Source organism: Streptosporangium fragile, from assembly GCF_039534445.1.
Classification (GTDB): Bacteria; Actinomycetota; Actinomycetes; order Streptosporangiales; family Streptosporangiaceae; genus Streptosporangium; species Streptosporangium fragile.
Genome location: NZ_BAAAVI010000011.1, coordinates 137800 through 160750 on the forward strand (window position 1 = coordinate 137800; position 22951 = coordinate 160750).

General features: G+C 71.8%; 17 protein-coding genes and 1 tRNA gene. 8 read left to right on the forward strand and 10 right to left on the reverse strand.

Annotation, left to right across the window (positions count from 1 at the left end; translation table 11 throughout):
* Positions 1 to 103: 103 nt before the first annotated feature.
* Positions 104 to 175, reverse strand: a tRNA-Gln gene (locus tag ABD841_RS10155).
* 322 nt (positions 176 to 497) lie between these two features.
* On the opposite strand from ABD841_RS10155, the gene ABD841_RS10160 reads away from it, so the two are divergent.
* The 4 genes from ABD841_RS10160 to ABD841_RS10175 all read left to right on the forward strand — a co-directional run bounded on the left by ABD841_RS10160 (position 498) and on the right by ABD841_RS10175 (position 5807).
* On the forward strand, positions 498 to 1439 hold the full coding sequence (locus ABD841_RS10160; protein WP_344970044.1) for an acyl-CoA desaturase: 942 nt from the start codon (positions 498 to 500) through the stop codon (positions 1437 to 1439).
* Between the two features lie 216 nt (positions 1440 to 1655).
* Positions 1656 to 2810 (forward strand): TetR family transcriptional regulator, encoded by a 1155-nt coding sequence (locus tag ABD841_RS40820; protein WP_425581969.1) that lies wholly within the window; start codon positions 1656 to 1658, stop codon positions 2808 to 2810.
* A gap of 62 nt (positions 2811 to 2872) precedes the next feature.
* Positions 2873 to 4936, forward strand: a complete 2064-nt coding sequence (locus ABD841_RS10170) for an RNA degradosome polyphosphate kinase (RefSeq protein WP_344970045.1) — start codon at positions 2873 to 2875, stop codon at positions 4934 to 4936.
* Positions 4929 to 5807, forward strand: coding sequence for an NUDIX hydrolase (locus tag ABD841_RS10175; RefSeq protein WP_344970047.1), 879 nt, complete (start codon positions 4929 to 4931; stop codon positions 5805 to 5807). The genes ABD841_RS10170 and ABD841_RS10175 overlap by 8 nt, the downstream gene beginning before the upstream one ends.
* Before the next feature lie 152 nt (positions 5808 to 5959).
* Here the strand turns inward: ABD841_RS10175 and ABD841_RS10180 are convergent, their stop codons facing one another.
* Together ABD841_RS10180 and ABD841_RS10185 are read right to left on the reverse strand one after the other, a co-directional pair.
* Positions 5960 to 7438 carry a CYTH and CHAD domain-containing protein gene (locus ABD841_RS10180; RefSeq protein ID WP_344970048.1) on the reverse strand — a complete coding sequence of 493 codons (1479 nt, stop codon included), beginning with the start codon at positions 7436 to 7438 and terminating at the stop codon, positions 5960 to 5962.
* A gap of 112 nt (positions 7439 to 7550) precedes the next feature.
* Positions 7551 to 8315: a trans-aconitate 2-methyltransferase gene (locus ABD841_RS10185; protein WP_344970050.1), complete on the reverse strand. Its 765-nt coding sequence runs from the start codon at positions 8313 to 8315 to the stop codon at positions 7551 to 7553.
* A 56-nt stretch (positions 8316 to 8371) separates the two neighbouring features.
* Between ABD841_RS10185 and ABD841_RS10190 the strand changes: the two genes are divergently transcribed.
* Positions 8372 to 8923 carry a MarR family winged helix-turn-helix transcriptional regulator gene (locus ABD841_RS10190; protein ID WP_344970052.1) on the forward strand — a complete coding sequence of 184 codons (552 nt, stop codon included), beginning with the start codon at positions 8372 to 8374 and terminating at the stop codon, positions 8921 to 8923.
* Positions 8924 to 9002: 79 nt separating this feature from the next.
* Here the strand turns inward: ABD841_RS10190 and ABD841_RS10195 are convergent, their stop codons facing one another.
* The 3 genes from ABD841_RS10195 to rsmA all read right to left on the reverse strand — a co-directional run bounded on the left by ABD841_RS10195 (position 9003) and on the right by rsmA (position 12716).
* Positions 9003 to 10808 (reverse strand): ABC-F family ATP-binding cassette domain-containing protein, encoded by a 1806-nt coding sequence (locus tag ABD841_RS10195; RefSeq protein WP_344970053.1) that lies wholly within the window; start codon positions 10806 to 10808, stop codon positions 9003 to 9005.
* A 27-nt stretch (positions 10809 to 10835) separates the two neighbouring features.
* Positions 10836 to 11765, reverse strand: coding sequence for a 4-(cytidine 5'-diphospho)-2-C-methyl-D-erythritol kinase (locus ABD841_RS10200; protein ID WP_344970055.1), 930 nt, complete (start codon positions 11763 to 11765; stop codon positions 10836 to 10838).
* Between the two features lie 90 nt (positions 11766 to 11855).
* Positions 11856 to 12716 carry a 16S rRNA (adenine(1518)-N(6)/adenine(1519)-N(6))-dimethyltransferase RsmA gene (gene rsmA / locus ABD841_RS10205; RefSeq protein ID WP_344970057.1) on the reverse strand — a complete coding sequence of 287 codons (861 nt, stop codon included), beginning with the start codon at positions 12714 to 12716 and terminating at the stop codon, positions 11856 to 11858.
* A 224-nt stretch (positions 12717 to 12940) separates the two neighbouring features.
* On the opposite strand from rsmA, the gene ABD841_RS10210 reads away from it, so the two are divergent.
* Together ABD841_RS10210 and ABD841_RS10215 are read left to right on the forward strand one after the other, a co-directional pair.
* Positions 12941 to 14962, forward strand: a complete 2022-nt coding sequence (locus ABD841_RS10210; RefSeq protein ID WP_344970059.1) for a protein kinase domain-containing protein — start codon at positions 12941 to 12943, stop codon at positions 14960 to 14962.
* On the forward strand, positions 14959 to 16404 hold the full coding sequence (locus ABD841_RS10215) for a hypothetical protein (RefSeq protein ID WP_344970060.1): 1446 nt from the start codon (positions 14959 to 14961) through the stop codon (positions 16402 to 16404). The genes ABD841_RS10210 and ABD841_RS10215 overlap by 4 nt, the downstream gene beginning before the upstream one ends.
* Positions 16405 to 16474: 70 nt before the next feature.
* On the opposite strand, the gene ABD841_RS10220 is transcribed toward ABD841_RS10215, so the two are convergent.
* From ABD841_RS10220 to ABD841_RS10230, 3 genes are all read right to left on the reverse strand, one after another.
* The gene (locus ABD841_RS10220; RefSeq protein ID WP_344970062.1) at positions 16475 to 17335 is read right to left on the reverse strand and encodes a TatD family hydrolase; all 861 of its coding nucleotides are present in this window, start codon (positions 17333 to 17335) and stop codon (positions 16475 to 16477) included.
* Between the two features lie 95 nt (positions 17336 to 17430).
* Positions 17431 to 19212, reverse strand: a complete 1782-nt coding sequence (gene metG, locus ABD841_RS10225) for a methionine--tRNA ligase (protein ID WP_344970063.1) — start codon at positions 19210 to 19212, stop codon at positions 17431 to 17433.
* A gap of 24 nt (positions 19213 to 19236) precedes the next feature.
* On the reverse strand, positions 19237 to 20526 hold the full coding sequence (locus ABD841_RS10230) for a glycosyltransferase family 2 protein (protein WP_344970065.1): 1290 nt from the start codon (positions 20524 to 20526) through the stop codon (positions 19237 to 19239).
* A gap of 101 nt (positions 20527 to 20627) precedes the next feature.
* Between ABD841_RS10230 and ABD841_RS10235 the strand changes: the two genes are divergently transcribed.
* Positions 20628 to 22292 carry a hypothetical protein gene (locus tag ABD841_RS10235; RefSeq protein WP_344970067.1) on the forward strand — a complete coding sequence of 555 codons (1665 nt, stop codon included), beginning with the start codon at positions 20628 to 20630 and terminating at the stop codon, positions 22290 to 22292.
* On the opposite strand, the gene ABD841_RS10240 is transcribed toward ABD841_RS10235, so the two are convergent.
* Positions 22240 to 22951 (reverse strand): dolichyl-phosphate-mannose--protein mannosyltransferase (locus ABD841_RS10240; protein ID WP_486389204.1); only part of this gene is annotated, 712 nt, incomplete at its 5' end. The genes ABD841_RS10235 and ABD841_RS10240 overlap by 53 nt on opposite strands.

Below are 22951 nucleotides of genomic sequence, written 5' to 3' on the forward strand. Positions count from 1 at the left end.
AGGGCACCGCACCGTCATCCCCTCGACAACGTGAGGATACCTTCCCCTCCGGGAACCTACCCAGCCGACTAGCCGAGCTATTAAAGATGGACATAAGAGACAGCTCCGGCACCAGGACTCGAACCTGGACAACAAGAACCAAAATCTTGCGGGCTGCCAATTACCCAATACCGGACCGACCGCGCGATCACCATCAGCTCCACACGCCCGGCCCCCCTACGATACAGAGCCCGCGATGTCGAACGCGCCTCGTTTAGGGTCGCATCCACCCCCGGGGGCGATCAAGCACGCGCACATCCAGGTAAGGATCAGCCGTCCCGCCGTTTATCAGGCGGGTGCGGGGCAGGGCAATACACGGAACCACCACGGGATCCCGCCGCGGAAGTCACCTTCCACACATCCGGAGCACAGGTATTCCTTACTTACGATGGCGTAGGTTACGGTGGCGTAGCCGCACAGAGTGTCCCTCTCCTTTCCCGAAGCCCACGAGGTAGCGCATGACCGTTATCGCAGAACGCCCTGGTCCAGGCCCCAAACCTGATGTCGACCCGGAGCCGAAGACCCGTCCTGAGATCATCACGTTCGGGGTGGTCGTGGCCCTGCCGCTGATCGCGCTGGCGGCCGCCGTCCCGTTCGCGTGGGGCTGGGGGCTGGGCTGGTCCGATATCGTGATCGCCGCCGTCTTCTACGTGGTCACCGGGCTGGGCGTCACCGTCGGCCTGCACCGCCACTTCACGCACGGCTCGTTCAAGGCCAAGCGCCCGCTGAAGCTCGCGCTCGGCATCGCCGGCAGCCTGTCGCTGGAGATGTCGGTGCTCGACTGGGTCGCCACCCACCGCAAGCACCACAAGTTCTCCGACAAGGAGGGCGACCCGCACTCGCCGTGGCGCTTCGGCACCGGTTTCGTGGCGGTGAGCAAGGGTCTGCTCTGGGCGCACATGGGCTGGCTGTTCGAGGCCGACCGGGCCAACCGCGAGAAGTACGCGCCCGACCTGGTCAAGGACCCCGACATCGTCAAGCTGCACAAGTTCTTCCCCGTGCTGGCGATCACCTCGCTGGTCCTGCCGGCCGTCCTGGGCGGCCTGCTGACCTGGTCGTGGTGGGGCATGGTCACCGGCTTCTTCTGGGGCACCCTGGTCCGGATCGGGCTGTTGCACCACGTGACCTGGTCGATCAACTCCATCTGCCACGTCTTCGGCGAGGAGGTCTTCGAGTCGCGTGACAAGTCGCGCAACGTGTGGTGGCTGGCCATCCCCTCCTTCGGGGAGTCCTGGCACAACCTGCACCACTCCGACCCCACCTGCGCCCGCCACGGCGCCCTGAAGGGGCAGATCGACATCAGCGCGGCTGTGATCCGCCTCTTCGAGAAGGCCGGCTGGGCCTACGACGTCCGCTGGCCGACCCCCGAGCGGCTGGCCGCCAAGCGCATCGCCGCCTGACGGTCCCCGTCCCGGGCCGCCCGCGGGCGGCCCGCGGCTCCGCCCGTCCTCGTACCGCCGCGCCGGACGGCGCGGCGCGACCCGACACCCACCACAGGAACCGGCGGAACGACGATGCCCACCGAGCGCACGACGGCGACCGGAGCGACGACAGCCCTCCGGGCGGCCACGGACGCGGGTCACCCCCGCCGGGCCGGGGGCGCCATTATTAGAACCGTGAGCGAACCCCGACGACGCATGTCAGGCAAAGAACGCCGCGAGCAGCTGATCCAGATCAGCCGGACGCTGTTCGCGGAGAAAGGGTTCGACGGCACGTCGGTCGAGGAGATCGCGGCGACGGCCAACGTCTCCAAGCCGGTGGTCTACGAGCACTTCGGCGGGAAGGAAGGCGTCTACGCGGTCGTCGTCGACCGGGAGATGCAGAAGCTCCTGGGCATGGTGACCGAGGCCCTGTCGGCCTCGCACGCGCTGATCAAGCTGGAACGGGCCGCCCTGGCCCTGCTGGCGTACGTGGAGGAGAACAGCGAGGGTTTCCGGATCCTCGTCCGCGACTCGCACGCCGCCTCCGGCACCGGTACGTTCGCCAGCCTGATCAACGACATCGCCAGCCAGGTCGAGGACGTCATGGTCGACGAGTTCGCCGAGCGCGGCTACGACCCGAAGCTGGCCCCGATGTACGCGCAGATGCTGGTCGGTATGGTGGCGCTGACCGGCCAGTGGTGGCTGGACGTGCGCAGGCCCCCGCGCGAGGAGGTGGCCGCGCACCTGGTCAACCTCGCCTGGAACGGTCTGACCGGTCTCGACCCGCGGCCCCGGCTCTCGACCGCCTCGCGGATCCCGGAGCACCGGTGGCCCGCCGCGCCCCCGCGCCCGGCCGAGCCGCGGACCGCCACACCCCCGCGCCCCACCGAACCGCGGACCCCCGCGCCCCCGCGCCCGACCGAACCGCGGACCGCCGCGCCCCCGCGCCCGACCGAACCGCGGACCGCCACACCCCCGCGCCCCACCGAGAAGGAGCTCCGGGAGCTGGAGAAGCAGCGCGAGCGCGAGCTCCGGGAGCAGGAGAAGATCCGTGAGCGCGAGCTCAAGGAGTTGGAGAAGCAGCGCGAGCGCGAACAGCGCGAGGCCGAGAAACTGGCGCGGGAGCTGGAGAAACAGCGGCAGCGCGAGCAGCGGGAGCTGGAGAAGCAGCGCGAGCGCGAGTTCCGGGAGCAGCAGCGGCTGATCCGGGAGCAGGAGAAGATCCGCGAACGCGAGCTCAAGGAGCAGGAGAAGATCCGGCTCCGGGAGGCCAGGGCCGCCGAGCGCGAGGCCGCCAGGCAGGCCCGGTTGATCGCGGAGGGCCGGGTAAAACTTGACGCTACCGAATAAGCAACAGCGCCCGTTGAGCCGAAATTAACGTTCTGTTCAACCAAAGCGGGCATTCTGGTCATATGTCCGCTGAAGTCGCCGGTCTCGCCCCCGATGGTCTCCCCCTCCCCCAAGAACGCTTCCTCAACCGAGAGGAGAGCTGGCTCCAGTTCAACCAACGGGTGCTGGAGATGGCGGAGGACCCCGCCCTGCCCCTGCTGGAACGGGTGCGCTTCCTGGCGATCTTCGCCAGCAACCTGGACGAGTTCTTCCGCGTGCGGGTGGCCGGACTGAAGCGGCGGATGGCCACCGGCCTGCTGCTGCGCACCAAGAGCGGGCTCAAGCCGCGCGAGGAGCTGGCCAGGATCGCCTCGATAGCCAACGACCTGGCACAGCGGCACTCGGCCTGCTTCCAGGAGCGGATCTGCCCGCAGCTGGCCGCCGAGGGCATCGAGATCGTGCGCTGGGACGACCTGGGCCGCGACGAGCGCACGGAGATGCGCAAGCTGTTCCGCGAGCGGATCCGGCCGGTGCTGACGCCGCTGGCCGTCGACCCCGCCCACCCCTTCCCGTACATTTCCGGTCTTTCACTTAATCTCGCGGTTACCGTCCGAAACCCATCGACCGGGAATACGGTCTTCGCGCGGGTGAAGGTGCCGAGCCAGCTCCCCCGCTTCGTCGCGGCCTCGGCGAACCGGTTCGTCCCCCTGGAGGACGTGATCGCCGCCCATCTCGGGCAGCTCTTCAAGGGCATGGAGGTCGTCGAACATCACGTCTTCCGGGTGACCCGCAACGAGGACCTGGAGGTCGACGAGGACGTCACCGAGAACCTCATGCAGGCGCTGGAACGCGAGCTGCTCAAGCGCCGCTTCGGACCGCCGGTCCGGCTGGAGGTCGAGGACAGCATCACGCCCGAGGTGCTCGACCTGCTCGTCGACGAGCTGGGGGTGGCCGAGCACGAGATCTACCGGCTCCCCGGGCCGCTGGACCTGACCGGGCTGCACGCCATCGCGGACCTGGACCGGGGCGAGCTGAGCTTCCGTCCCTTCGTGCCCGCCGAGGTCGTCCACGTGGAGGACGACATCTTCGCGGTGCTGCGCGAGCGGGACGTGCTGCTGCACCACCCGTACGACTCCTTCGCCACCAGCGTGCAGCGGTTCATCGAGCAGGCCGCCGCGGACCCGAACGTGCTGGCCATCAAGCAGACCCTCTACCGGACCAGCGGTGATTCGCCGATCGTGGACGCGCTGATCGACGCCGCCGAGGCGGGCAAGCAGGTCGTCGTGGTGGTGGAGATCAAGGCCAGGTTCGACGAACACGCCAACATCACCTGGGCACGCAAGCTGGAGCGGGCCGGCTGCCACGTGGTCTACGGCGTGGTCGGGCTGAAGACCCACTGCAAGCTGGCCCTGGTCGTGCGCCAGGAGCCCTCGGGCGAACTGCGCAGCTACTGCCACATCGGCACGGGCAACTACAACCCCAAGACCGCCCGGCTGTACGAGGACCTGGGCCTGCTCACCGCCGACCGGCTGGTCGGCGAGGACGTCACGGACCTGTTCATCCACCTGACCGGCTACTCCAACCACTCCGCCTACCGGCGGCTGCTGGTCGCCCCGCACTCCCTGCGCGGCGGGCTGCTGGCCAGGATCGAGCGGGAGATCTCCCACCAGGAGGCGGGGCGCCCGGCCAGGATCAGGATGAAGACGAACTCCCTGGTCGACGAGCCGCTCATCGACGCCCTCTACCGGGCCTCACGGGCGGGCGTCCAGGTGGACCTGTGGGTGCGGGGAGTCTGCACGCTGCGCCCCGGCATCCCGGGACTGTCGGAGAACATCCGGGTCAGGAGCGTGCTGGGCCGCTTCCTGGAACACTCCCGGATCTACGAGTTCGGATACGGCCGTCGTCCCGAGGTCTGGATCGGCAGCGGCGACATGATGCGCCGCAACCTGGACCGCAGGGTGGAGGCACTGGTCAAGGTCTCCAGCCACCAGCACCGCGTCTACCTCAGCGACCTGATGGACCGGGCCATGGCGGACAACACCTCCACCTGGTGGCTCAACTCGGACGGGACCTGGACCCGGCACCTCGGCGACGACCTGCAGAGCCACCTGATCAGCACCCGGCGGTGGAGGACGATCGATGACTGAGCCGCAGGCGCATCCGGCGGACCTGATCCGCGCCGCCGGGGCCGTCGTGTGGCGGGGACCGGAGACCGCGCCGGAGATCGCCCTCGTCCACCGGCCCAAGTATGACGACTGGTCGCTCCCGAAGGGGAAGCTCAAATCCGGCGAGCACGTCATCGCCGGCGCGCTGCGCGAGGTGGCCGAGGAGACGGGGATCACTGTGGAGCTCGGCCGCGCCCTGCCGCCGGTCCGCTACCTGAAGGGCGGGCGGCCCAAACGCGTCGACTACTGGCTGGCCCGGGCGGTGACGGACGAGCATCGCGCCGACGGTGTCGAGGTCGACCAGGTGGTCTGGCTGCCGATGGAGGAAGCGAGGCGACGGCTGACGTACGAGGGGGACGCCGGGCTGCTCCGCGCGCTCGACGGGGTGCCGCTGGCCACCGTCCCGCTCGTCTTCGTCCGGCACGGCCGGGCCGGCGACCGGCAGAACTGGGTGGGCGACGACGACGAGCGGCCGCTCGACGCGGTGGGCAGGGCGCAGGCCGAGATCCTCACGGGCGTGCTGGGCGCCTTCCACCCGGCCGAGCTGGTCAGCTCCCCCAGCAGGCGGTGCGCGCAGACGCTGGAGCCGTACGCCGGCCGGACCGGCCTCGGCGTCCGCCTCGAACGCCCGCTCTCGGAGACCCACTACGACCCGCGCGCCTGCCTGCGCCTGGTCTCCGAGGCGCTGGCCGCGGGCCGCTCCACCGTGCTCTGCAGCCACGGAAAGGTGCTGCCCGACCTGATCTCCAGGGTGAGCCACCGGCCGGACGAGGTCCATCTCCGCAAGGGCGCCTTCATGGTGACGCACCACAGCGGCGGCCGTGTCGTCGGCACCGACCACTACCTCACCTGACGGCGGCGGGCCAGGCCGAGCCTGCCGGCGGCAGGCTCGGCCGATCGCCGGGCGACCGGCCCGCGACCGGGTCGCCGTCCCACGGGGCGACCCCGGCCAGGCCACCGTCCCGGAGCCCGGCCCGCGGCCGGGTCACCGGGGCCGGGGGCCGGTCAGAGCAGCTTGGCCACGGCGGCGGTGGTCTCGTCCCAGACCCGGGGGAACTCGTCGTGGGCGCGCTGGGCCTCGGCCCGCTCCAGGCCGGTCAGCACGCCGTAGGTGAAGGTGTCCTCCCCGGCCGTCCGGGCGGTCGCGGCCTCGGCCGCCAGCCGTTCCTGGGCGACCACGCCGTCCTGGTGGGTGCCCAGCACCTCCTGCACGTTCTCGGCCCGCTTGGCCAGATCCTTCCTGCCGAGGGCCTCGGCCGTGTAGCGGGCCCGCTTGGCCGCCTTCCGCACCTCGTGCATGGCCAGCTCGCGCTCGCCGGGGTCGTCGATGGCCTGGGCGGCCTCGTAGGCCCTGGTGACCCGCCGCCAGGCCTTGGCCGCGACGGCGTCCAGGGTGTCGGCCGGTTTCCTGGCCGCCTTGGTGAGCACGGGGGTGGTGACCAGGTCGTCGACGGCGTCGAGCAGGGCGAAGTAACGCTCGCCGCCGAGCGCCTCCCTGATCCGGTCGTAGGCCTCGTGCTCGTCGTCCAGCAGGTCGGAGGTGAGGCGGTTGCGGACCGGGCCCACGATCAGCGTGTCGTCCAGGGTGTCGAGCCTGCGGGCGAACCGCTCCCGGATGACCTCCAGGTCACGGGCCTCGCCGAGGACCACGCCGAGCCACTTGAGTTCGTCCTGGAGGCTCTCGGTCCCCTCTACGATCGTCTTGAACGACTTCAGCGCGCTGCGCAGCCGCCGGCTGGCGACCCGCATCTGGTGCACGGCCTCCTCTTCGGCGCGCCGGACCCGGGGGTCCTGGGCGAGCAGCGCCTGGGACTGCGCGGTGAGGTAACCGATGACGAGCTCACCGGCCGAGCCCGGCTCGGTCTCCGCCCGCCGGGGCGCGGAGACCGACCCCGCGGCCTCCAGCAGGCGCGCGAGCTTGCTCGCCGCGTCGGCGGGGCCGGCCCCGGCCTTGCGGAGCCGCTTGCCGACCTTGCCCAGCAGCTTCTCGTCCCCCGCCAGGAGCTCGGCCTCGACCTCGCGCCACCGCGCCACGTGGGGCTGCTCACCGAACACGGTCCCCTTGACCCTGTCGTCGGCGATCTCGACCAGTCGCACACCCGCCCCGTTGACCAGCGTGGTGACGGAGCGGCGGGTGTCGAGCTCGGCGACGGGCGTGAGCGGGGCGCCCCGGGTGTAGGCGAGCACGAGGTCCGCCAGCTCAGCAGGGACGATCTTGGTGCTCCGGGTCAGCGGGTGGGTGATCTCCTGGCGGGCCCCCTTGGCCTTGGGGAGCTTGAGGTGCCAGCCCGGGTCCGTGCCGCCCCTGCGCCGCCTCAGGGTGATGCCGCGCGCGGCGAGCCGCAGGTCCGGCGTGTCGAAGTAGAGTGCGACCAGCTGGTAGCTCTTCGGCCCGACGACCTCGGCGATGCCCGGCAGACCCCTCAGATCGGGGAGCTCGTAATCCGCCGATACGTCAAACTTGTCCTCGATCTCTATCGCCACAGGCCATCCCCTGGTTTCCGGATATCTACCGCTTTTCGCAGTATTTATTGCTGCCCCATCAACCGTCCAGGAACCCTGGAGACCACCCATGCAACGGGAGACGCCCGGCCGATCACCGCCGGGCGACGACGAAGACACGGCGGAATGGGAAGACTGTACCGTATGACCTGCGGGGATACGCCTCGCGGAGCAGCGCGCCGCAGTCGGCGAGGAAGTCGGCCGCCTCGCCGGGCTCCAGCCGGTCGAGCATGGGGCGCAGGGCGGTGCCGGTGATCCACGACAGCACCGCGTCGTCGCCCGGGAGCACGTGCAGGTAGGTGGTCTCCCAGGCGTCGACCCGGCAGCCGAGCCCGGCCAGCAGGTCGAGGTAGCCGGCCGGGTCGTCGACCGGGGCGGGCCGGACCAGGTCGCCCAGCCGGTCGCGCCACGCGCCCAGGCACAGCTCGCGGACCAGGGCGTGGCTCGGGGCGTCGAAGTTGCCCGGGACCTGGAAGGCGAGCCAGCCGCCGGGGGCGAGCTCCGCCGCCCAGCGCGCCAGCACCTCCCGGTGGCCGGGCACCCACTGCAGGACGGCGTTGGAGACGATCACGTCCACCGACCGGCCGGGTCGCCACCGGGTGACGTCGTCGACGGAGAAGGTCAGCCGATCCCCGGCGGGAGCCCTGCCGATCATCGCGGGCGAGGAGTCGAACCCGTGGACGAACGCCTCGGGCCAGCGCCGGGCGAGCGCCGCGGTGAGCTCGCCCGTGCCGCAGCCGGCGTCGACCACGTAACCGGGCCGCTCTGCGGCTATCCTGGCGACCAGCTCGAAGAAGGGCCGCGCACGCTCGTCGGCGTAACGGCCGTAAACCGCCGGATCCCACACATCTCTCGACATCAAGACATTTGATATCCGGCGAGATATCTCGATGTCAAGAGAGATAGACTCCCGCCATGACCCTGCACCACGCGGACCGCGACGCCGAACGCTCGGCCGACCCGCAGGACGAGGTCGATCGGCTGGTCGCCGCCTGGCGCCAGGAGCGGCCCGACCTCGACGTGGAGCCGCTCCAGGTGCTCAGCCGGGTCTCCCGGCTCGCCCGCCACCTCGACCGCGCCCGCCGCGCCGCCTTCGCCGAGCACGACCTGGAGACCTGGGAGTTCGACGTGCTCACCGCCCTGCGCCGGGCCGGCGAGCCGTACGAGATGAGCCCGGGGGCCCTGCTGCGCGCGACGTTGGTGACGTCCGGGACGATGACCAACCGGATCGACCGCCTCGCCGCGGCCGGCCTGGTCAGGCGCCGCCCCGACCCGGAGGACCGGCGCGGCGTCCTGGTCTCGCTGACCGACGCCGGGCGGACGCGCGTGGACGGCGCCTTCGCCGACCTGCTGCGCCGCGAGCGCGAACTGCTGTCCAGCCTCGGAAAACGCGAACAGCAGGCCCTGTCGGGCCTGCTGCGCACGCTACTCGTCCCTTTTGACGCCACGGACCCCGGAGCGCACTGACCCTCCTGCCCCGCTGAGGAGGGCCAAACCCGCGAAACCGTCACGGCCCGGACACGCCCTCCGGGCCGGGCGCCCCGGCTCAGCCGCCGAGGCGGTCGGCCACCTCCAGCCATTCGGACTCGATCGCGTCCTTCTCGGCGAGGACCTCCTTCAGCTCCGCGTCGAGGGAGGCGAGGCGGCCGTAGTCGGCGGCGGCGTCGGCCATGGAGGCGTGCAGCCTGGCCTCGCGGTCGCCCAGCCGGTCGAGCTGGCGTTCCAGCCGGGAGAGCTCCTTACGGAGCTCCCGCTCCTCCTTCGCCGACAGGCCGGGGGCCTCCCGGCCCGGGGCGGCCGGCGCGGCCGGGGCCGAAGAGGCGGCGCCGGAGGCCGCCCGCGCCGACAGGGCCCCGCCGGAGGCCCGGCGGTCGAGGTACTCGTCGACGCCGCCGGGGAGCATCGACAGCTTGCCGTCGCCGAGCAGCGCCACCACCCGGTCGGCGACCCGCTCCAGGAAGTAGCGGTCGTGACTGACCAGGATGAGCGTGCCGGGCCAGCCGTCGAGCAGGTCCTCCAGCTCGTTGAGCGTCTCGATGTCGAGGTCGTTGGTCGGCTCGTCGAGCAGCAGCACGTTGGGGTCGTCCATGAGGAGGCGGAGGAGCTGCAGGCGGCGGCGCTCGCCGCCGGACAGGTCGCCGACGACCTTCCACTGCGCCTCACCCTTGAAGCCGAGGCGCTCCAGCAGCTGGGAGGCGGTCCACTCCTTCTTGCCGACCTGGATGAACTTGCGGACCTCCTCGACGCTCTCCAGCACCCGGCGCGCGGGGTCGAGCTCGGCGAGTTCCTGCGACAGGTGCGCCAGGCGGACCGTCCGGCCGCGCACGACCCTGCCCGAGTCGGGCTGGACGGTGCCCGCGAGCAGACGGAGCAGCGAGGACTTGCCCGACCCGTTCACCCCGATCAGCCCGATCCGGTCGCCGGGACCGAACTGCCAGGTCGCCCGGTCGAGAACCTGCGGGCCCCGGCCGGGGCCTCCGGCGTGCAGGGTGACGTCCTCGAGGTCGTAGACCGTGCGGCCCAGCCGGGCCGCGGCGAACTTGACCAGCTCGACGCTCTCCCGGGCGGGAGGCTCGTCGGCGATCAGCGCCTGGGCCGCCTCGATGCGGAACTTGGGCTTGGACGTGCGCGCGGGCGGGCCACGGCGCAGCCAGGCGATCTCCTTGCGCATCAGGTTCTGGCGGCGGGCCTCCGCGGCGGCGGCCACCCGGGCGCGCTCCGCCTTGGCCAGCACGTACGCGGCGTAGCCGCCCTCGTACCGCTCGACGGAGCCGTCGACGACCTCCCAGGTCCTGGTGGAGACCGCGTCGAGGAACCACCGGTCGTGCGTGACGACCAGCAGCGCGCTCCGGCGACCCGACAGGTGCCTGGCCAGCCAGTCGATGGCCTCGATGTCGAGGTGGTTGGTGGGCTCGTCCAGGATGATCAGGTCGTGCTCGCCGATGAGCAGCCGGGCCAGGGCCGTACGGCGCCGCTCGCCACCCGACAGACTTCCGGCGAGCGCGTCGAGGTCGACGTCGCCGAGCAGGTTGGCGAGGATCTCGCGGATGCCCGCGTCGCCCGCCCACTCGTGCTCCTGCTTGCCCCCCAGGACGATGTCGCGCACCGGGCGCGCCGGGTCGAGGTCGTCGCCCTGCGAGAGCGTGCCGACCTGGAGGCCCCGGTTGTGCGTGACCCGGCCGCTGTCGGGCTTGAGGTCACCGGCTATCACCGAGATGAGGGTGGTCTTGCCGCCGCCGTTGCGGCCGACCACGCCGATGCGGTCGCCCGCCTCGATGCCGAGGGAGACGTCGCTGAGCAGGGGCTTGGGACCGTAGGAGTGGGAGACCGACTCAAGATTGACCAGATTCATCGCCACACAAGGGTATCCGCTCCCGGCTCACCCGGTCCCCTCCCGGCGGGCGCGCTGGACGACCGTCGGGCCGGGGACGGGACCGTACGCGGTGATGATCTCGCGCGCCACCCCGGCGCCCCGCAGGGAGGCGGCCAGCTCGGCCGCGTGGGCCTCGGACCCGGCGAGGAAGGCGCAGGTCGGCCCGGAACCGGAGACGAGCGAGCCGAGGGCGCCGTGCTCGCGACCGGCGTCCAGGGTCCGGGCCAGGGAGCGGCGGAGCATCACGGCGGCGGGCTGCAGGTCGTTGGCCAGCTCACCGCCGAGGGCCTTGGCGTCGCCGTCGCGGAGCGCGGTCAGCAGGGATTCGCCGGCCCGGGGCCAGGCGACCTGCTCGCCGGTCGCCTCGCGCAGGCGGTCGCACTCGGCGTAGACCGTGGCCGTGGACAGGCCGCCGTCGGCGAGCGCGAACACCCAGTGGAACGTGCCCGAGACCTCCACCGGGGTCAGCCGCTCGCCCCTGCCGGTGCCGACGGCCGTACCGCCGAGCAGCGCGAAGGGGACGTCGCTGCCGAGGTCCGCGGCGATCTCCAGCAGGTCGTCCAGCGGCAGGCCCAGGCCCCACAGCTCGTTGCACGCCACCAGCGCCGCGGCGGCGTCGGCGCTGCCGCCGGCCATGCCGCCCGCCACCGGGATCGACTTGCGGATGACCAGGTTCACACCGTAGGAGCGCCCGGCGTGCCGGGCCAGGGCGAGCGCGGCCCGGATGGCGAGGTTGTCGCCGTTCTCGGGCACCTGGTCGGCGGACTCGCCCTCCACCCGGACGCTCATCCCGGTCTCCGCGGTGGCGGTCACCTCGTCGAAGATCGAGACCGCGTGGAAGACGTTCACGAGGTCGTGGTAGCCGTCATCGCGCAGCGGGCCGACGGCAAGCTGCAGGTTGACCTTCGCGGGCACGCGGACGGTCACGGAGTTCATACGTCCCTCTGGGGCGCTCGCTTACTGGTCACGACGTCAGATCGTAACGGGGTCCTTCTCCTGGGCCCGCAAACGCACTGACAAATCCCACTATGCAGGACTTTCAACGTCACGGTGCTCGGCGATCCGCGCGAAGTCCTCGACGGTGAGCTGCTCGCCGCGCGCCGAGGGATCGATCCCCGCGGCCCGCAACGCCCGCTCGGCCGCCGCGGCCGTGCCGGCCCACGACGCCAGGGCGGCGCGCAGGGTCTTGCGACGCTGGGCGAAGGCGGCGTCCACCACGGCGAAGACCTCCTCCCGGGTGGCACGGGTGGCGGGCGGCTCGCGGCGGACCATCGAGACCAGCCCGGAGTCGACGTTGGGAACCGGCCAGAAGACCGAGCGGCCCACCGGCCCCGCCCGGCGGACGTCGGCGTACCAGGCGGCCTTGACCGAGGGGACGCCGTAGACCTTGGAGCCGGGGGCGGCCGCCAGCCGGTCGGCGACCTCCGCCTGGACCATGACCAGCACGTTGCGCAGCGACGGCAGCGTCTGGAGCAGGTGCAGCACCACCGGGACGGACACGTTGTACGGCAGGTTGGCCACCAGCGCGGTCGGCCCGCCCTCGGGCAGGTCCTCGGGGAGGACCCGCAGGGCGTCGGCGTGCACCACGGTCAGGCGGTCGACGAACTCCGGGGCGTGCTCGGCGACGGTGAGCGGGAGCTGAGCGGCCAGAACGGGATCGATCTCCACCGCGACCACGCCGCGAACCTCGGGAAGCAACGCGAGAGTGAGCGACCCCAGGCCGGGGCCGACCTCGATCACCACGTCGTCGGAGCTCAACCCGGCCGTCCGCACGATCCTGCGGACCGTGCCCGCGTCGATCACGAAGTTCTGCCCCAGCTTCTTGGTGGGACGAATGTTGAGCTTATCCGCCAAAATACGTATTTCTGCTGGACCAAGAAGGCTCATGCTGGTTCCTCGCACGGCGGCTCGAACCCGGCCCGTGCCGGTCCGCCGTGTCCAATGACTTGTTTGCCGCGTTCACCCAATGTCGCCCTCCGATGCCATCCGACAAGTTTCCCGCACCGAAGACCATGCGTGGACGCGTGAAGGAGACGGGGAGTTCCGTTGTGGATAACGTTGCCATACGGGGGATCGTCAGCGAGAGAGGGAACCTTCCCGGTGAAGAGGACGTGAACCAGCCCGGTGTCGAGGGGCTCCGCCCCACCGATCCCGAGCGGGTCGAGAACTACCGACTGCTCGGGCGTCTTGGCGAGGGCGGGATGGGGACCGTCTACCTCGCGCTGGCGCCGACCGGCCGGCCGGTGGCGCTCAAGATGGTCAAGGCCGAGTTCGCGATCGAGGAGGGCTTCGCCGCGAGGTTCCACGCGGAAGTCGAGAACGCCCGGCGGGTGGCCTCGTTCTGCACCGCCCAGGTGCTCGACAACGGCAACACCGACGACGGCCTGCCGTACATGGTCACCGAGTACATCGCGGGTACACCGCTGTCGCGGCAGATCGCCGAGCACGGCGCCCTGGAGCCCGGCACGCTGCACGGCGTGGCCCTCGGGGTGGCCGCGGCGCTGGCCGCGATCCACGTGGCGGGGCTGGTCCACCGCGATCTCAAGCCCGCCAACGTGATCCTCTCCATGTCCGGGCCCCGCGTGATCGACTTCGGCATCGCCCGGGCCCTCGACTCCACGCACAGCTTCACCCGCTCCGGCGAGGTGATGGGCAGCCCCGGCTGGTGGGCCCCCGAGCAGGTCCGCGGGCTGGGCGTCACCCCGGCCGCCGACATCTTCGCCTGGGGCTGCCTCGTCGCGTACGCCGGCAACGGCCGCCACCCCTACGGGCGCGGCGACATGATGACCATGGCCACCCGGCTGCTCACCATGCCTCCCGACCTGGGCGCGCTGCCCGCCCCGCTCAACGACCTGGTCCGCCGGGCCACCGCGATGGACCCGCTCCAGCGGCCCAGCGCCCAGGACCTGTTGATCGCCCTGGTCGGCGGCGGGATCTCCGCCCCGGCCGCCGCCCCAGTCCGGACCGACCCGCCCACCCTGATCGCCACCGACATGCTCCACGAGTCGTGGCAGCCGCCGGCCAACGTGGAGCCCGACTCCACCCAGACCCTCAGCGCGCTGAACGCGCAGGCGATACGGGGACTCGCCGAACAGGCCGGGGCGCCCGCCCCGGCCGGTGACCAGGCTTCCCCCGCCCCGGCCGCCTCCGGCGCGTCTTCCGCGGTCGCCCCCGGTGCTTCTCCGGCGGCCGGCCCGGCCATGACTCCCACGCCGCCCCCCGCGTCCTCCGCCGCCCCGGGTCCGGGCCCCTCCGCTTCCTCAGGCCCCGCGCCCTCCGCGGCCCCGGCGCAGGACTCCTCCGCGGAGGCCCGTACGACGCCGGGGCAGGCGCCCGCCTCCGGACCGAACCCCACGCCCGCCTCCGGGCCAAACCCCACGCCCGCCTCCGGACCGGCTCCCGGACCCGTCTCGCACTCCGGCTCCACGCCCGTCCCGGAAACCGGTCCCACCCCCTTCCCGGGCGCGGGACCGCTCCCGGCACCGCTGCGGGCCGAATCCGCGACCTCGCCGTCCCGCCCCTTCGCCATCCCGGTGACCCCGGCTCCGGCCCCGTCGCCGGGCCAGGTGCCGACCCTGCCCCCGTCCGGCTCCCCTCTCCCGCCCGAGCCCGGCCCGGCGCGCGCGGGGACGGCCCCGCGCCGGCGCTGGCTGTTCGCCGCGCTGGCCGTGCTCGCCGCGCTGGCCGTCACGGTCGCCGTGCTGGTCGGCACCCGGGGCGGCACGGGCGACGGGCAGGGGACGCAGACCGGCGCCGGTGACGTGGGCCGCCGGATCATGGCCGGTTCCTTCGCCGGAGACCCGCAACTGATCATCCCGCGGGCCCCGGAGTGCGGGCTGGCCGGCTACCGGGGGGCCACTCCGGAGCGGGGCCGTTTCTGCGCGGTCCCGTGGACGCTGACCAACACCGGCGGCGAGGAGGTGTCCCTCGGCCGCACCCCGCTCAGCCTGGTGGACGACCGCGGCGGGGTGCACGCCCCGGTACGGGTCTCCACCGGTCCGCCGGCCATCCTGCCCCCGGGGGCCAAGATGGACGGCGTCCTGGTCTACGATGTGCCCCCCGCCCGCAGGGCCGCGAGGCTGACCGGCGTCGTGATCGAGGGAGGCAGGCAGATCGAGGTGAGGCTCTCTTGAGACTTCTGCTCCCGCTGCTGGCCACCGCTGCGATCGCGCTCCCGTCGGCCGCCCAGGCCACGGCCGTCCGGACCGGCGCCGGAGACCCGGCCACGGCGCCGGGCGGAGCGAGGGTCGGGACGAGCGCCGGAACCGGGGCCGGGAACTGCGCCGGGACGGGCACGGCCACGGACGACTTCGACGGCGACGGCACGGACGACTTCGCGACCGGCGACCCGTTCGCCTCCCCCAAGGGCCTGGCCGGGGCCGGCACCGCGCACGTGCTGCTGGGGCGGGGCGAGCGCGGAACGACCGTGACGGCCGACGGGGTCCGGGCGGGCGACGGGTTCGGCTGGTCGGTGCGCCTGGCCGAGGTCGACGCCGACGGCTGCGCCGACCTGCTCGTCGGCGCACCGTACACCGACGTGGCGGGCCGCAAGGACGCGGGCGCGGTCTACGTGGTGTACGGAGGGCCCCGCTCCCGGACGGTCCGCCTGGTGGCCCCCGAGCCCGAGGCCGACGCCCACTTCGGCTGGTCCCTGGCCTCCGGCGGGACCCTGGTGGCGATCGGCGCGCCGCACGAGGACGCCGACGGCACCGGCGACTCCGGCGCCGTCTACCTGTTCGACACCGGCGCCCTCGGTCCGGGCCGGCGCGTCACCCAGGAGACCGAGGGAGTCTCCGGCAACGGCGAGGTCGGTGACATGTTCGGCTGGTCGCTGGCGATCGGCGACATGGGCGGTACCGCGGACGAGCCGGACCTCGCGGTCGGGCTGCCGTACGAGAACGACGACGGCCTGGGGCGCCAGGACGGCGACGGCAAGATCGACTCGGGGTCGATCGCGGTGATCTTCGACGTGCGCGAGCCCCGCGACAAGTACACGAGCAAGAAATGGGACCTGCGCCAGGTCGTCGCCGCCGCCGCGGGCGACCGGTTCGGCTACGCGATGGCCTACACCGAGGACGGCGGAGTCGGCTACCTCGCGGTGGGCGCGCCCCTGGGTGACGGCGGCGGGGTGAAGGACTCCGGCCTGGTCCAGCTCTTCCGGGCGACCCGCACCGTGGAAATCGCCCCCGCGGCCACGTTCCACCAGGGAAGCGAGGGCACCGCCGGCGAGGGGTACGGTTTCTCGCTGGCGCTCACCGCCGACGGCGGGGTGAGGCTCGCCGTCGGCGTCCCCTTCGACGGCCCGGACCGCCGGGGCGGTGTGCACCTGGTGCCGGTGACCGACCCCGCCCGGGCGCGGCTGATCACCCATGACCGGCCGGGCGACCTCTTCGGCTGGTCGGTGGGGTTCAGCGGCAACCGCCTGGTCGCCGGGGTGCCCGACCGCGGCGTCTCGGGCGCGGTGGCCCTGCTGGGCCGCAACGACACCGAGGGCGTCCTGCTCTCCCCGGGCACCGGCGGAGTGCCCGCGCTCGACGGCGGCTCCTCCGCCGACTTCGGCGCCTCCATCGGCTGAGACCCCCGTACGACACCGGCCGAGGTCTCGTACGTGCCCGGCCGGGGCTTCCCGCACCGGCCGGGCGGGGTCACCAGGCGCCGAAGACCGTCTCCCCGTTGGCGCTGACCGCGGCGGCCAGGCCGGCGAGGTCGGTCTCCTTGACCTCGGCGACACAGCGCAGCGTGAGCGGAATGAGATAGGGCGCGTTGGGCTTGCCTCGGTGCGGCACCGGAGGCAGGTAGGGCGCGTCGGTCTCGACGAGGATCAGCTCCAGGGGCGCGATCCGCGCGGCCTCGCGGAGGTATCCGGCGTTCTTGTAGGTGACCGGGCCGGAGAAGGACATGAAGTATCCGGCCTCGGCGCATTTCTTGGCCATCTCCGCGTCGCCGGAGAAGCTGTGGAAGACGACGACGTCCGGGGCGCCCTCCTCGGCCAGTACGCGCAACACGTCGTCGTGGGCGTCCCGGTCGTGGATGACCAGGGCCTTGCCGGTCCGCTTGGCGATCTCGATGTGCGCCCGGAAGCTGGCGTGCTGGTCGTCCTTGGACGCCCAGTCCCGGTAGTAGTCGAGCCCGGTCTCCCCCACCGCCCTGACGTGCGGCAGACGGGCCAGTTCCTCGATTTCGGCGAGTGTCTCCGGCGTCGAGGCGTGCGCCTCGTTGGGGTGGATGGCCACCCCGGCGTAGACGTCGGCGTGGAGCGCGGCCGTCTCGGCGTTCCAGCGGGAGGACGGCAGGTCGTAGCCGATCGTGACGAGCCGCGTCACACCGACGGCACGGGCGTCGTCGAGGATCCCCTCGATGCTCGCCCGGGCCGCCTGGGCGGCCTGCGCGACCGAATCGCCCGAGGATGCCTGGCGGTTGCCCACCATGATGTCCAGATGGCAGTGGCTGTCGAACACCTCTGCGGGGAGGGGCTCGGGGGCGGCGGGAAGCGTCGTCGTGCTCACGCTCTCAACCTACCGACGCCCCGCCCCGGCCCGCGCCCGCCACCGGACCGACGTCCGGCAGCGGCCGAGACCGGTCGCGGGGCGGCCCGGAGGCGTCAGCCCTCCAGGCGGGCGAGCTCCTCGTCGACGACCTTCGGGTCGAGCTTGGCGAACAGCGGGGTCGGCGGGGCCAGCGGGAGGCCGGCCCTGATCGGCGAGGACTCCCAGCGGGCGGCGCCGTCGTAGGAACCGGTGATGATCGGGTAGGCGCGGCCGCCCTCCTCGTCGACCTCCCGGACCTCGGGCATCCCCGACCAGACCCCGGTGCCGCCGAGCATCGCGTAGATCTTGTTGGAGGAGGTCGGCAGGAACGGCGTGAGCAGGGTCTTGGCGTCGTCGACGACCTGCAGGGCGACGTGGAGGATGGACTTGACCCGCTCGGGGTTGTCCTTGATCTTCCACGGCTCCTGCTCGGCCAGGTACCGGTTGGCCTCGCGGACGACGTCGAACGCCTCGGTGACGGCGTTCTTGAACCGGGAGCGCGCGAGCTCGGCACCGACCTTGGGGAAGGCGGCCCTGCTCTGCGCCAGCAGCGCGCGGTCGGCGTCGGTCAGGTCGCCCGCCTCGGGGATGACCCCGAAGTTCTTCGCCGCCATCGAGATCGAGCGGTTGACCAGGTTGCCCCAGGCCGCCACCAGCTCGCCGTTGTTGCGGTTGACGAACTCCGACCAGGTGAAGTCGGTGTCCTGGTTCTCCGGGCCGGCCACCGCGATGTAGTAGCGCAGCGCGTCGGCATCGTAGCGCTCCAGGAAGTCGCGCACGTAGATGACGACCTGGCGCGAGGAGGAGAACTTGCGCCCCTCCATGGTCAGGAACTCGCTGGAGACCACCTCGGAGGGCAGGTTGAGCGCGCCGAGCGAGCCCGGGGAGCCGTCGCGGGAGCCCTGGCCGTTGTAGCCCAGCAGCATCGCCGGCCAGATCTCCGAGTGGAAGACGATGTTGTCCTTGCCCATGAAGTAGTAGCCGCGGGCCTCGGGGTTCTGCCACCACTGGCGCCAGGCGTCGGGGTCACCGGAGCGGCGGGCCCACTCGATGGAGGCGCTGAGGTAGCCGATGACGGCGTCGAACCAGACGTACAGCCGCTTGTTGGCCTGGTCGCTCCAGCCCTCCAGCGGGATCGGCACGCCCCAGTCGAGGTCGCGGCTGATCGCGCGGGGTTGCAGGTCGCCGAGGAGGTTGAGGGAGAACTTCAGGACGTTGGGCCGCCAGTCGCCCTGCTTGGACTGCAGCCACGACCCGAGCACCTCGGCGAAGGCCGGCAGGTCGAGCATGAAGTGCTCGGTCTCCACGAAGACCGGCTTCTCACCGTTGATCCTGCTGACCGGGTTGATCAGCTGGATCGGGTCGAGCTGGTTGCCGCAGTTGTCGCACTGGTCGCCCCGCGCGCCGTCGTAGCCGCAGATCGGGCAGGTGCCCTCGATGTAGCGGTCGGGCAGGGTGCGACCGGTGGAGGGCGAGATGGCGCCCATCGTGGTCTTGGGGAAGATGTAGCCGTTGGCGTGGAGACCCTTGAAGATCTCCTGCGCCACGGCGTAGTGGTTGGCCGTCGTGGTCCGGGTGAACAGGTCGTAGGAGAGCCCCAGCGCCCGGAGGTCTTCGACGATCACCCTGTTGTAGCGGTCGGCGAGCTCGCGGGCGGTCACGCCCTCCTTGTCCGCCTGCACCTGGATGGGGGTGCCGTGCTCGTCGGTCCCGCTCACCATCAGGACCTTGTTGCCCGCCATCCGCTGGTAACGGCTGAAGACGTCGGACGGCACGCCGAACCCGGAGACGTGCCCGATGTGGCGGGGGCCGTTGGCGTAGGGCCAGGCGACCGCGGTCAAGATGTGCTGGGACATGGCCCCAGCCTAAAGGACGCGGGCTCAGGCCTTGGTGCTCTCCCGGCTCTCGGGGCTCCCGGAGGCTGCGACGCCGTCGGCGACGGTGCCGGCGGCCTCGGCCGCGGTGTCACGGCTGACCGCCTCGGCGGCCTCCTCCGCGGCGGAGGCGGCCACGTCGATGGGCGTCTCCTTACTGCGGCGGATGCCGAGGATGCTGATGAACAGCGCCGCGAAGATCGTCTGGAAGCTCATGATCAGCGCGGTGGCCGAGGGCACGACGATGCGCAGCGACTCCGACGGGATCAGCGGGCCGAAGCTGCGCGTCTGCCAGTGGACCAGTGAGGCGACCAGGCCCGCCAGGCCCGCCAGGGCCAGCAGGCCGCCGGCGACGAGCCCCTTCTCCAGGGTGACGATGTCGACGAGCTTGCGCACCCGCCTGTCTTCGGGCAGGAAGCCCTCCTCGGCCGCGTACACCTTGGTGAACAGGGCGAACAGCGACGCCTGGAAGCCGATCACCATCGCGGCCGAGGCTCCGACGAGGGTGTCGACGTCGAAGGCGAGGTTGCCGATGTAGACCGGGCCGAAGGTCAGGGCCGTGCCGGCGACCAGGCCGATGCTCATCAGGATGAGGCCGGGGATGAAGAACAGCCAGCGGGGGCTGTAGAGCAGCAGGAAGCGCAGGTGGCGCCAGCCGTCGCGCCAGGAGCGCAGGTGCGGCGGGCGGGAGCGGCCGTCGGGCGAGAGCGTGGTGGGCACCTCGCGCACGTCCAGCCCGGCCAGGGTGGAGCGGACGACCATCTCGCTGGCGAACTCCATGCCGCCGGTCTGCAGGCCGAGCTTGAGGATGGAGTCGCGTCGGAAACCGCGCAGGCCGCAGTGGAAGTCGCCGATCGCGCTGGGGAAGAACAGCCGGCCGATGAAGGAGAGCACCGGGTTGCCCAGGTAACGGTGGAGCGGGGGCATGGCGCCCGGCGCGATGCCGCCCTTGAAACGGTTGCCCATGACCAGGTCGGCGCCGTCGCGCAACTGCTCCACGAAGGGCATCAGCCCGGTGAAGTCATAGGAGTCGTCGGCGTCACCCATGATCACGTAACGGCCGCGGGCGGCGCGGATGCCACCCATGAGCGCGTTGCCGTAGCCCTTGGCGTCGACGTGCACGACCCGGGCGCCGGCCTCGCGCGCGAGCTGCTGCGAGCCGTCCGTGCTGCCGTTGTCGGCGATCAGGACCTCTCCGTCGATGCCGTGCTCACGCATGCAGGCGAGTGCCTTGCGTACGCAGGTCTCCACGGTTTCCGCCTCGTTCAGACAAGGCATGACCACGGTCAGTTCCACGTCTCAACCCTTCAATCACGGCAGGGGCCAATCCAACCATGATGCCTTCCGCTTCCCCCTGCCCGGGTCAACTCGGCCAAACGGCTGGCATCCTGTAGTGCATGGTGACCGTCGCCGAACGCCCTCGTCTGGACGCTCCGACAGCCGACAGGGTCGCGCGCCTCCGGGCGTTCCTGCACCGGCATCGTCTGTTCGCGGCCGCTCTCGTCCTGGCGTTCCTGCTGCGTGTGGTCACCATGCTCGGCTACGGACCGGCGCTGTGGTTCAACGACTCCTACGAGTACGTCTCCGGGGCGGTCAACCCCGAGCGGCCCAGCGCGCTGCGCCCGAACGGCTACTCCTTCCTGTTGCTGCTGCTCCGGCCGCTGCACAGCTTCGCCGTGGTGGCCTTCGTCCAGCACCTGATGGGCCTGGGCGTCGCCGTGCTGATCTACGCCCTGCTGCGGCGCAGGTTCGGGCTGCCCGGCTGGGGGGCGACGCTGGCCACGGTGCCGGTGCTGTTCGACGCCTACCAGATCCAGCTCGAACACCTGATCATGTCCGATACGATGTTCGTCCTGCTGGTCGTGGGCGTGATCACGCTGGTGCTGTGGCACCGGAAGGTGACCTGGCGGCTCGGCGCGGTGATCGGCCTGCTGCTCGCGCTGACCGCGCTCACCCGGTCGATCGGGCTGCCGATCCTGGCGCTGGTCGTGGTCTACCTGCTGGTCAAGCGCACGGGCTGGAAGCCGATCACGGCGATGGTGACCGCGTGCGCGGTCCCGGTGGTCGGTTACATGGCCTGGTTCTCCTCCGCGCACGGCAACTTCGCGATGACCAACAGCGACGGCGCGATCCTCTACATGCGCACCTCGCTGTTCGCCGACTGCAAGAAGATGGGGATCGATCCCCGCGAGGAGCTGGAGCTGGCCCTGCTGTGCATCAGCGCCCCGCCGAGCGAGCGCCACTTCTCCGGGCAGAAATACCTGTGGTGGGCGCAGAACGGCCAGCGCTTCCACGCCTTCGGGGTGGGCAGCACGTTCACCCCGGCGATGAACCGGACCGCCGGCCAGTTCGCCCAGCGGGCCATCCTGTCCCAGCCGCTCGACTACCTGGCCATCGTGGCCGGCGACTTCTTCCGCGCCTTCCACTGGGGCCGGCCGCGCTTCCCCGACGCCAACACCTACCGGCAGTACGAGTTCCTGCCCGAGGACAAGATACTGCCGGCCTGGGCGTCCTACCGGGGCACCGCCGACACCGACGCGCAGAAGTACGACCCGGGCCTGCGGACCGCGCAGATCCGGGGCAAGCTGAGCGTGGTCGGCACCGAGGTCCACGATCCGTGGGCCGGGTTCATGCAGGGCTACCAGCGCGTCGTCCGGCTGCCCGGCATCGTGCTGGGGCTGCTGCTGCTGGTCGGCCTGGCCGGGGTGGTGGCGCGCTGGCGCGTGCTCGGCGGCCCGGTGCTGCTGCCGTGGCTGGCGGCCTTCGGCCTCATCCTGGCCCCGGCCGCGACGGCCGAGTTCGACTACCGCTACCTGCTGCCGGCTGTGCCGCTGGCGTGCCTGGCCGCCGCGATCTCGCTGCGGCGCGGGATCCCCGGACGCGGGTTCCTCGGCGGGCTTCTCAGGCGCGTGCTTCCCCGGCGTGAGACCCCCGACGGCGGGGTGCCCCGGCGCGGGACCGCCGGTGGCGGGGTGCCCCGGCGCGGGACCGCCGGCCGCGGGCGGAGCGTCAGACCCAGCTCGAAAACAGCATCCGCGCCCACCACTGCGAGTGCGGAATGAGCTCGGCGGTCAGCACCGGGTAGAGCCATCCGAAGTTCACCAGCGCCAGGAGCGTGAAAGCCCCGACGACGGCGGCCCCGACCGCCCTGCGGTTGGGCGGGGCGTCGAGGCGTCCGATAATCAGTCCGGCCGCGAGCACGATCGCCAGGATCATGAACGGGACCATGGCGATCGCGTAGAACAGGAACATCGTCCGGTTGTCGGCGATGGCGTAGTAGAACCAGGGCAGCCAGCCGGCGGCGTAGCCCAGGAGGGCCGCTCCGGCCCGCCAGTCGCGGGTGGCGACGTACCAGGCGATCATGGCGATGAGCGCGGCCAGGCCGCCGTACCAGATGACGGGGGTGCCGACCCCGAGCACGGCCTGCGAGCACGTGCCGGCGCCGCAGCCCTTGCCCGAGCCCTCGTAGAAGAACGCCACCGGCCGGGAGAGGATGGGCCAGGTCCACGGGTCGGACTGGTAGTCGTGACGCTCGCTCAGCCCGGTGTGGAAGCCGAGCACCTGGAAGTGGTAGCTCAGCCACGACCGGATCGAATCGAAGACGAAGAAGCCGGGCCCCTGGGAGGTCGCCTGCGTCCAGTTGCGGCCCCAGCCCAGCGGGGAGGCGAACCAGCCGGACCAGGAGACGACGTAGGTGACCGCGGGCAGCAGGACCATGGAG

Coding starts and splice junctions, on each gene's coding strand:
- ABD841_RS10160 (WP_344970044.1), top strand. CDS start 498: ATGACCGTTATCGCAGAACGCCCTGGTCCAGGCCCCAAACCTGATGTC.
- ABD841_RS10170 (WP_344970045.1), top strand. CDS start 2,873: ATGTCCGCTGAAGTCGCCGGTCTCGCCCCCGATGGTCTCCCCCTCCCC.
- ABD841_RS10175 (WP_344970047.1), top strand. CDS start 4,929: ATGACTGAGCCGCAGGCGCATCCGGCGGACCTGATCCGCGCCGCCGGG.
- ABD841_RS10185 (WP_344970050.1), bottom strand. CDS start 8,315: ATGTCGAGAGATGTGTGGGATCCGGCGGTTTACGGCCGTTACGCCGAC.
- ABD841_RS10190 (WP_344970052.1), top strand. CDS start 8,372: ATGACCCTGCACCACGCGGACCGCGACGCCGAACGCTCGGCCGACCCG.
- ABD841_RS10195 (WP_344970053.1), bottom strand. CDS start 10,808: ATGAATCTGGTCAATCTTGAGTCGGTCTCCCACTCCTACGGTCCCAAG.
- ABD841_RS10200 (WP_344970055.1), bottom strand. CDS start 11,765: ATGAACTCCGTGACCGTCCGCGTGCCCGCGAAGGTCAACCTGCAGCTT.
- rsmA (WP_344970057.1), bottom strand. CDS start 12,716: ATGAGCCTTCTTGGTCCAGCAGAAATACGTATTTTGGCGGATAAGCTC.
- metG (WP_344970063.1), bottom strand. CDS start 19,212: ATGTCCCAGCACATCTTGACCGCGGTCGCCTGGCCCTACGCCAACGGC.
- ABD841_RS10235 (WP_344970067.1), top strand. CDS start 20,628: ATGGTGACCGTCGCCGAACGCCCTCGTCTGGACGCTCCGACAGCCGAC.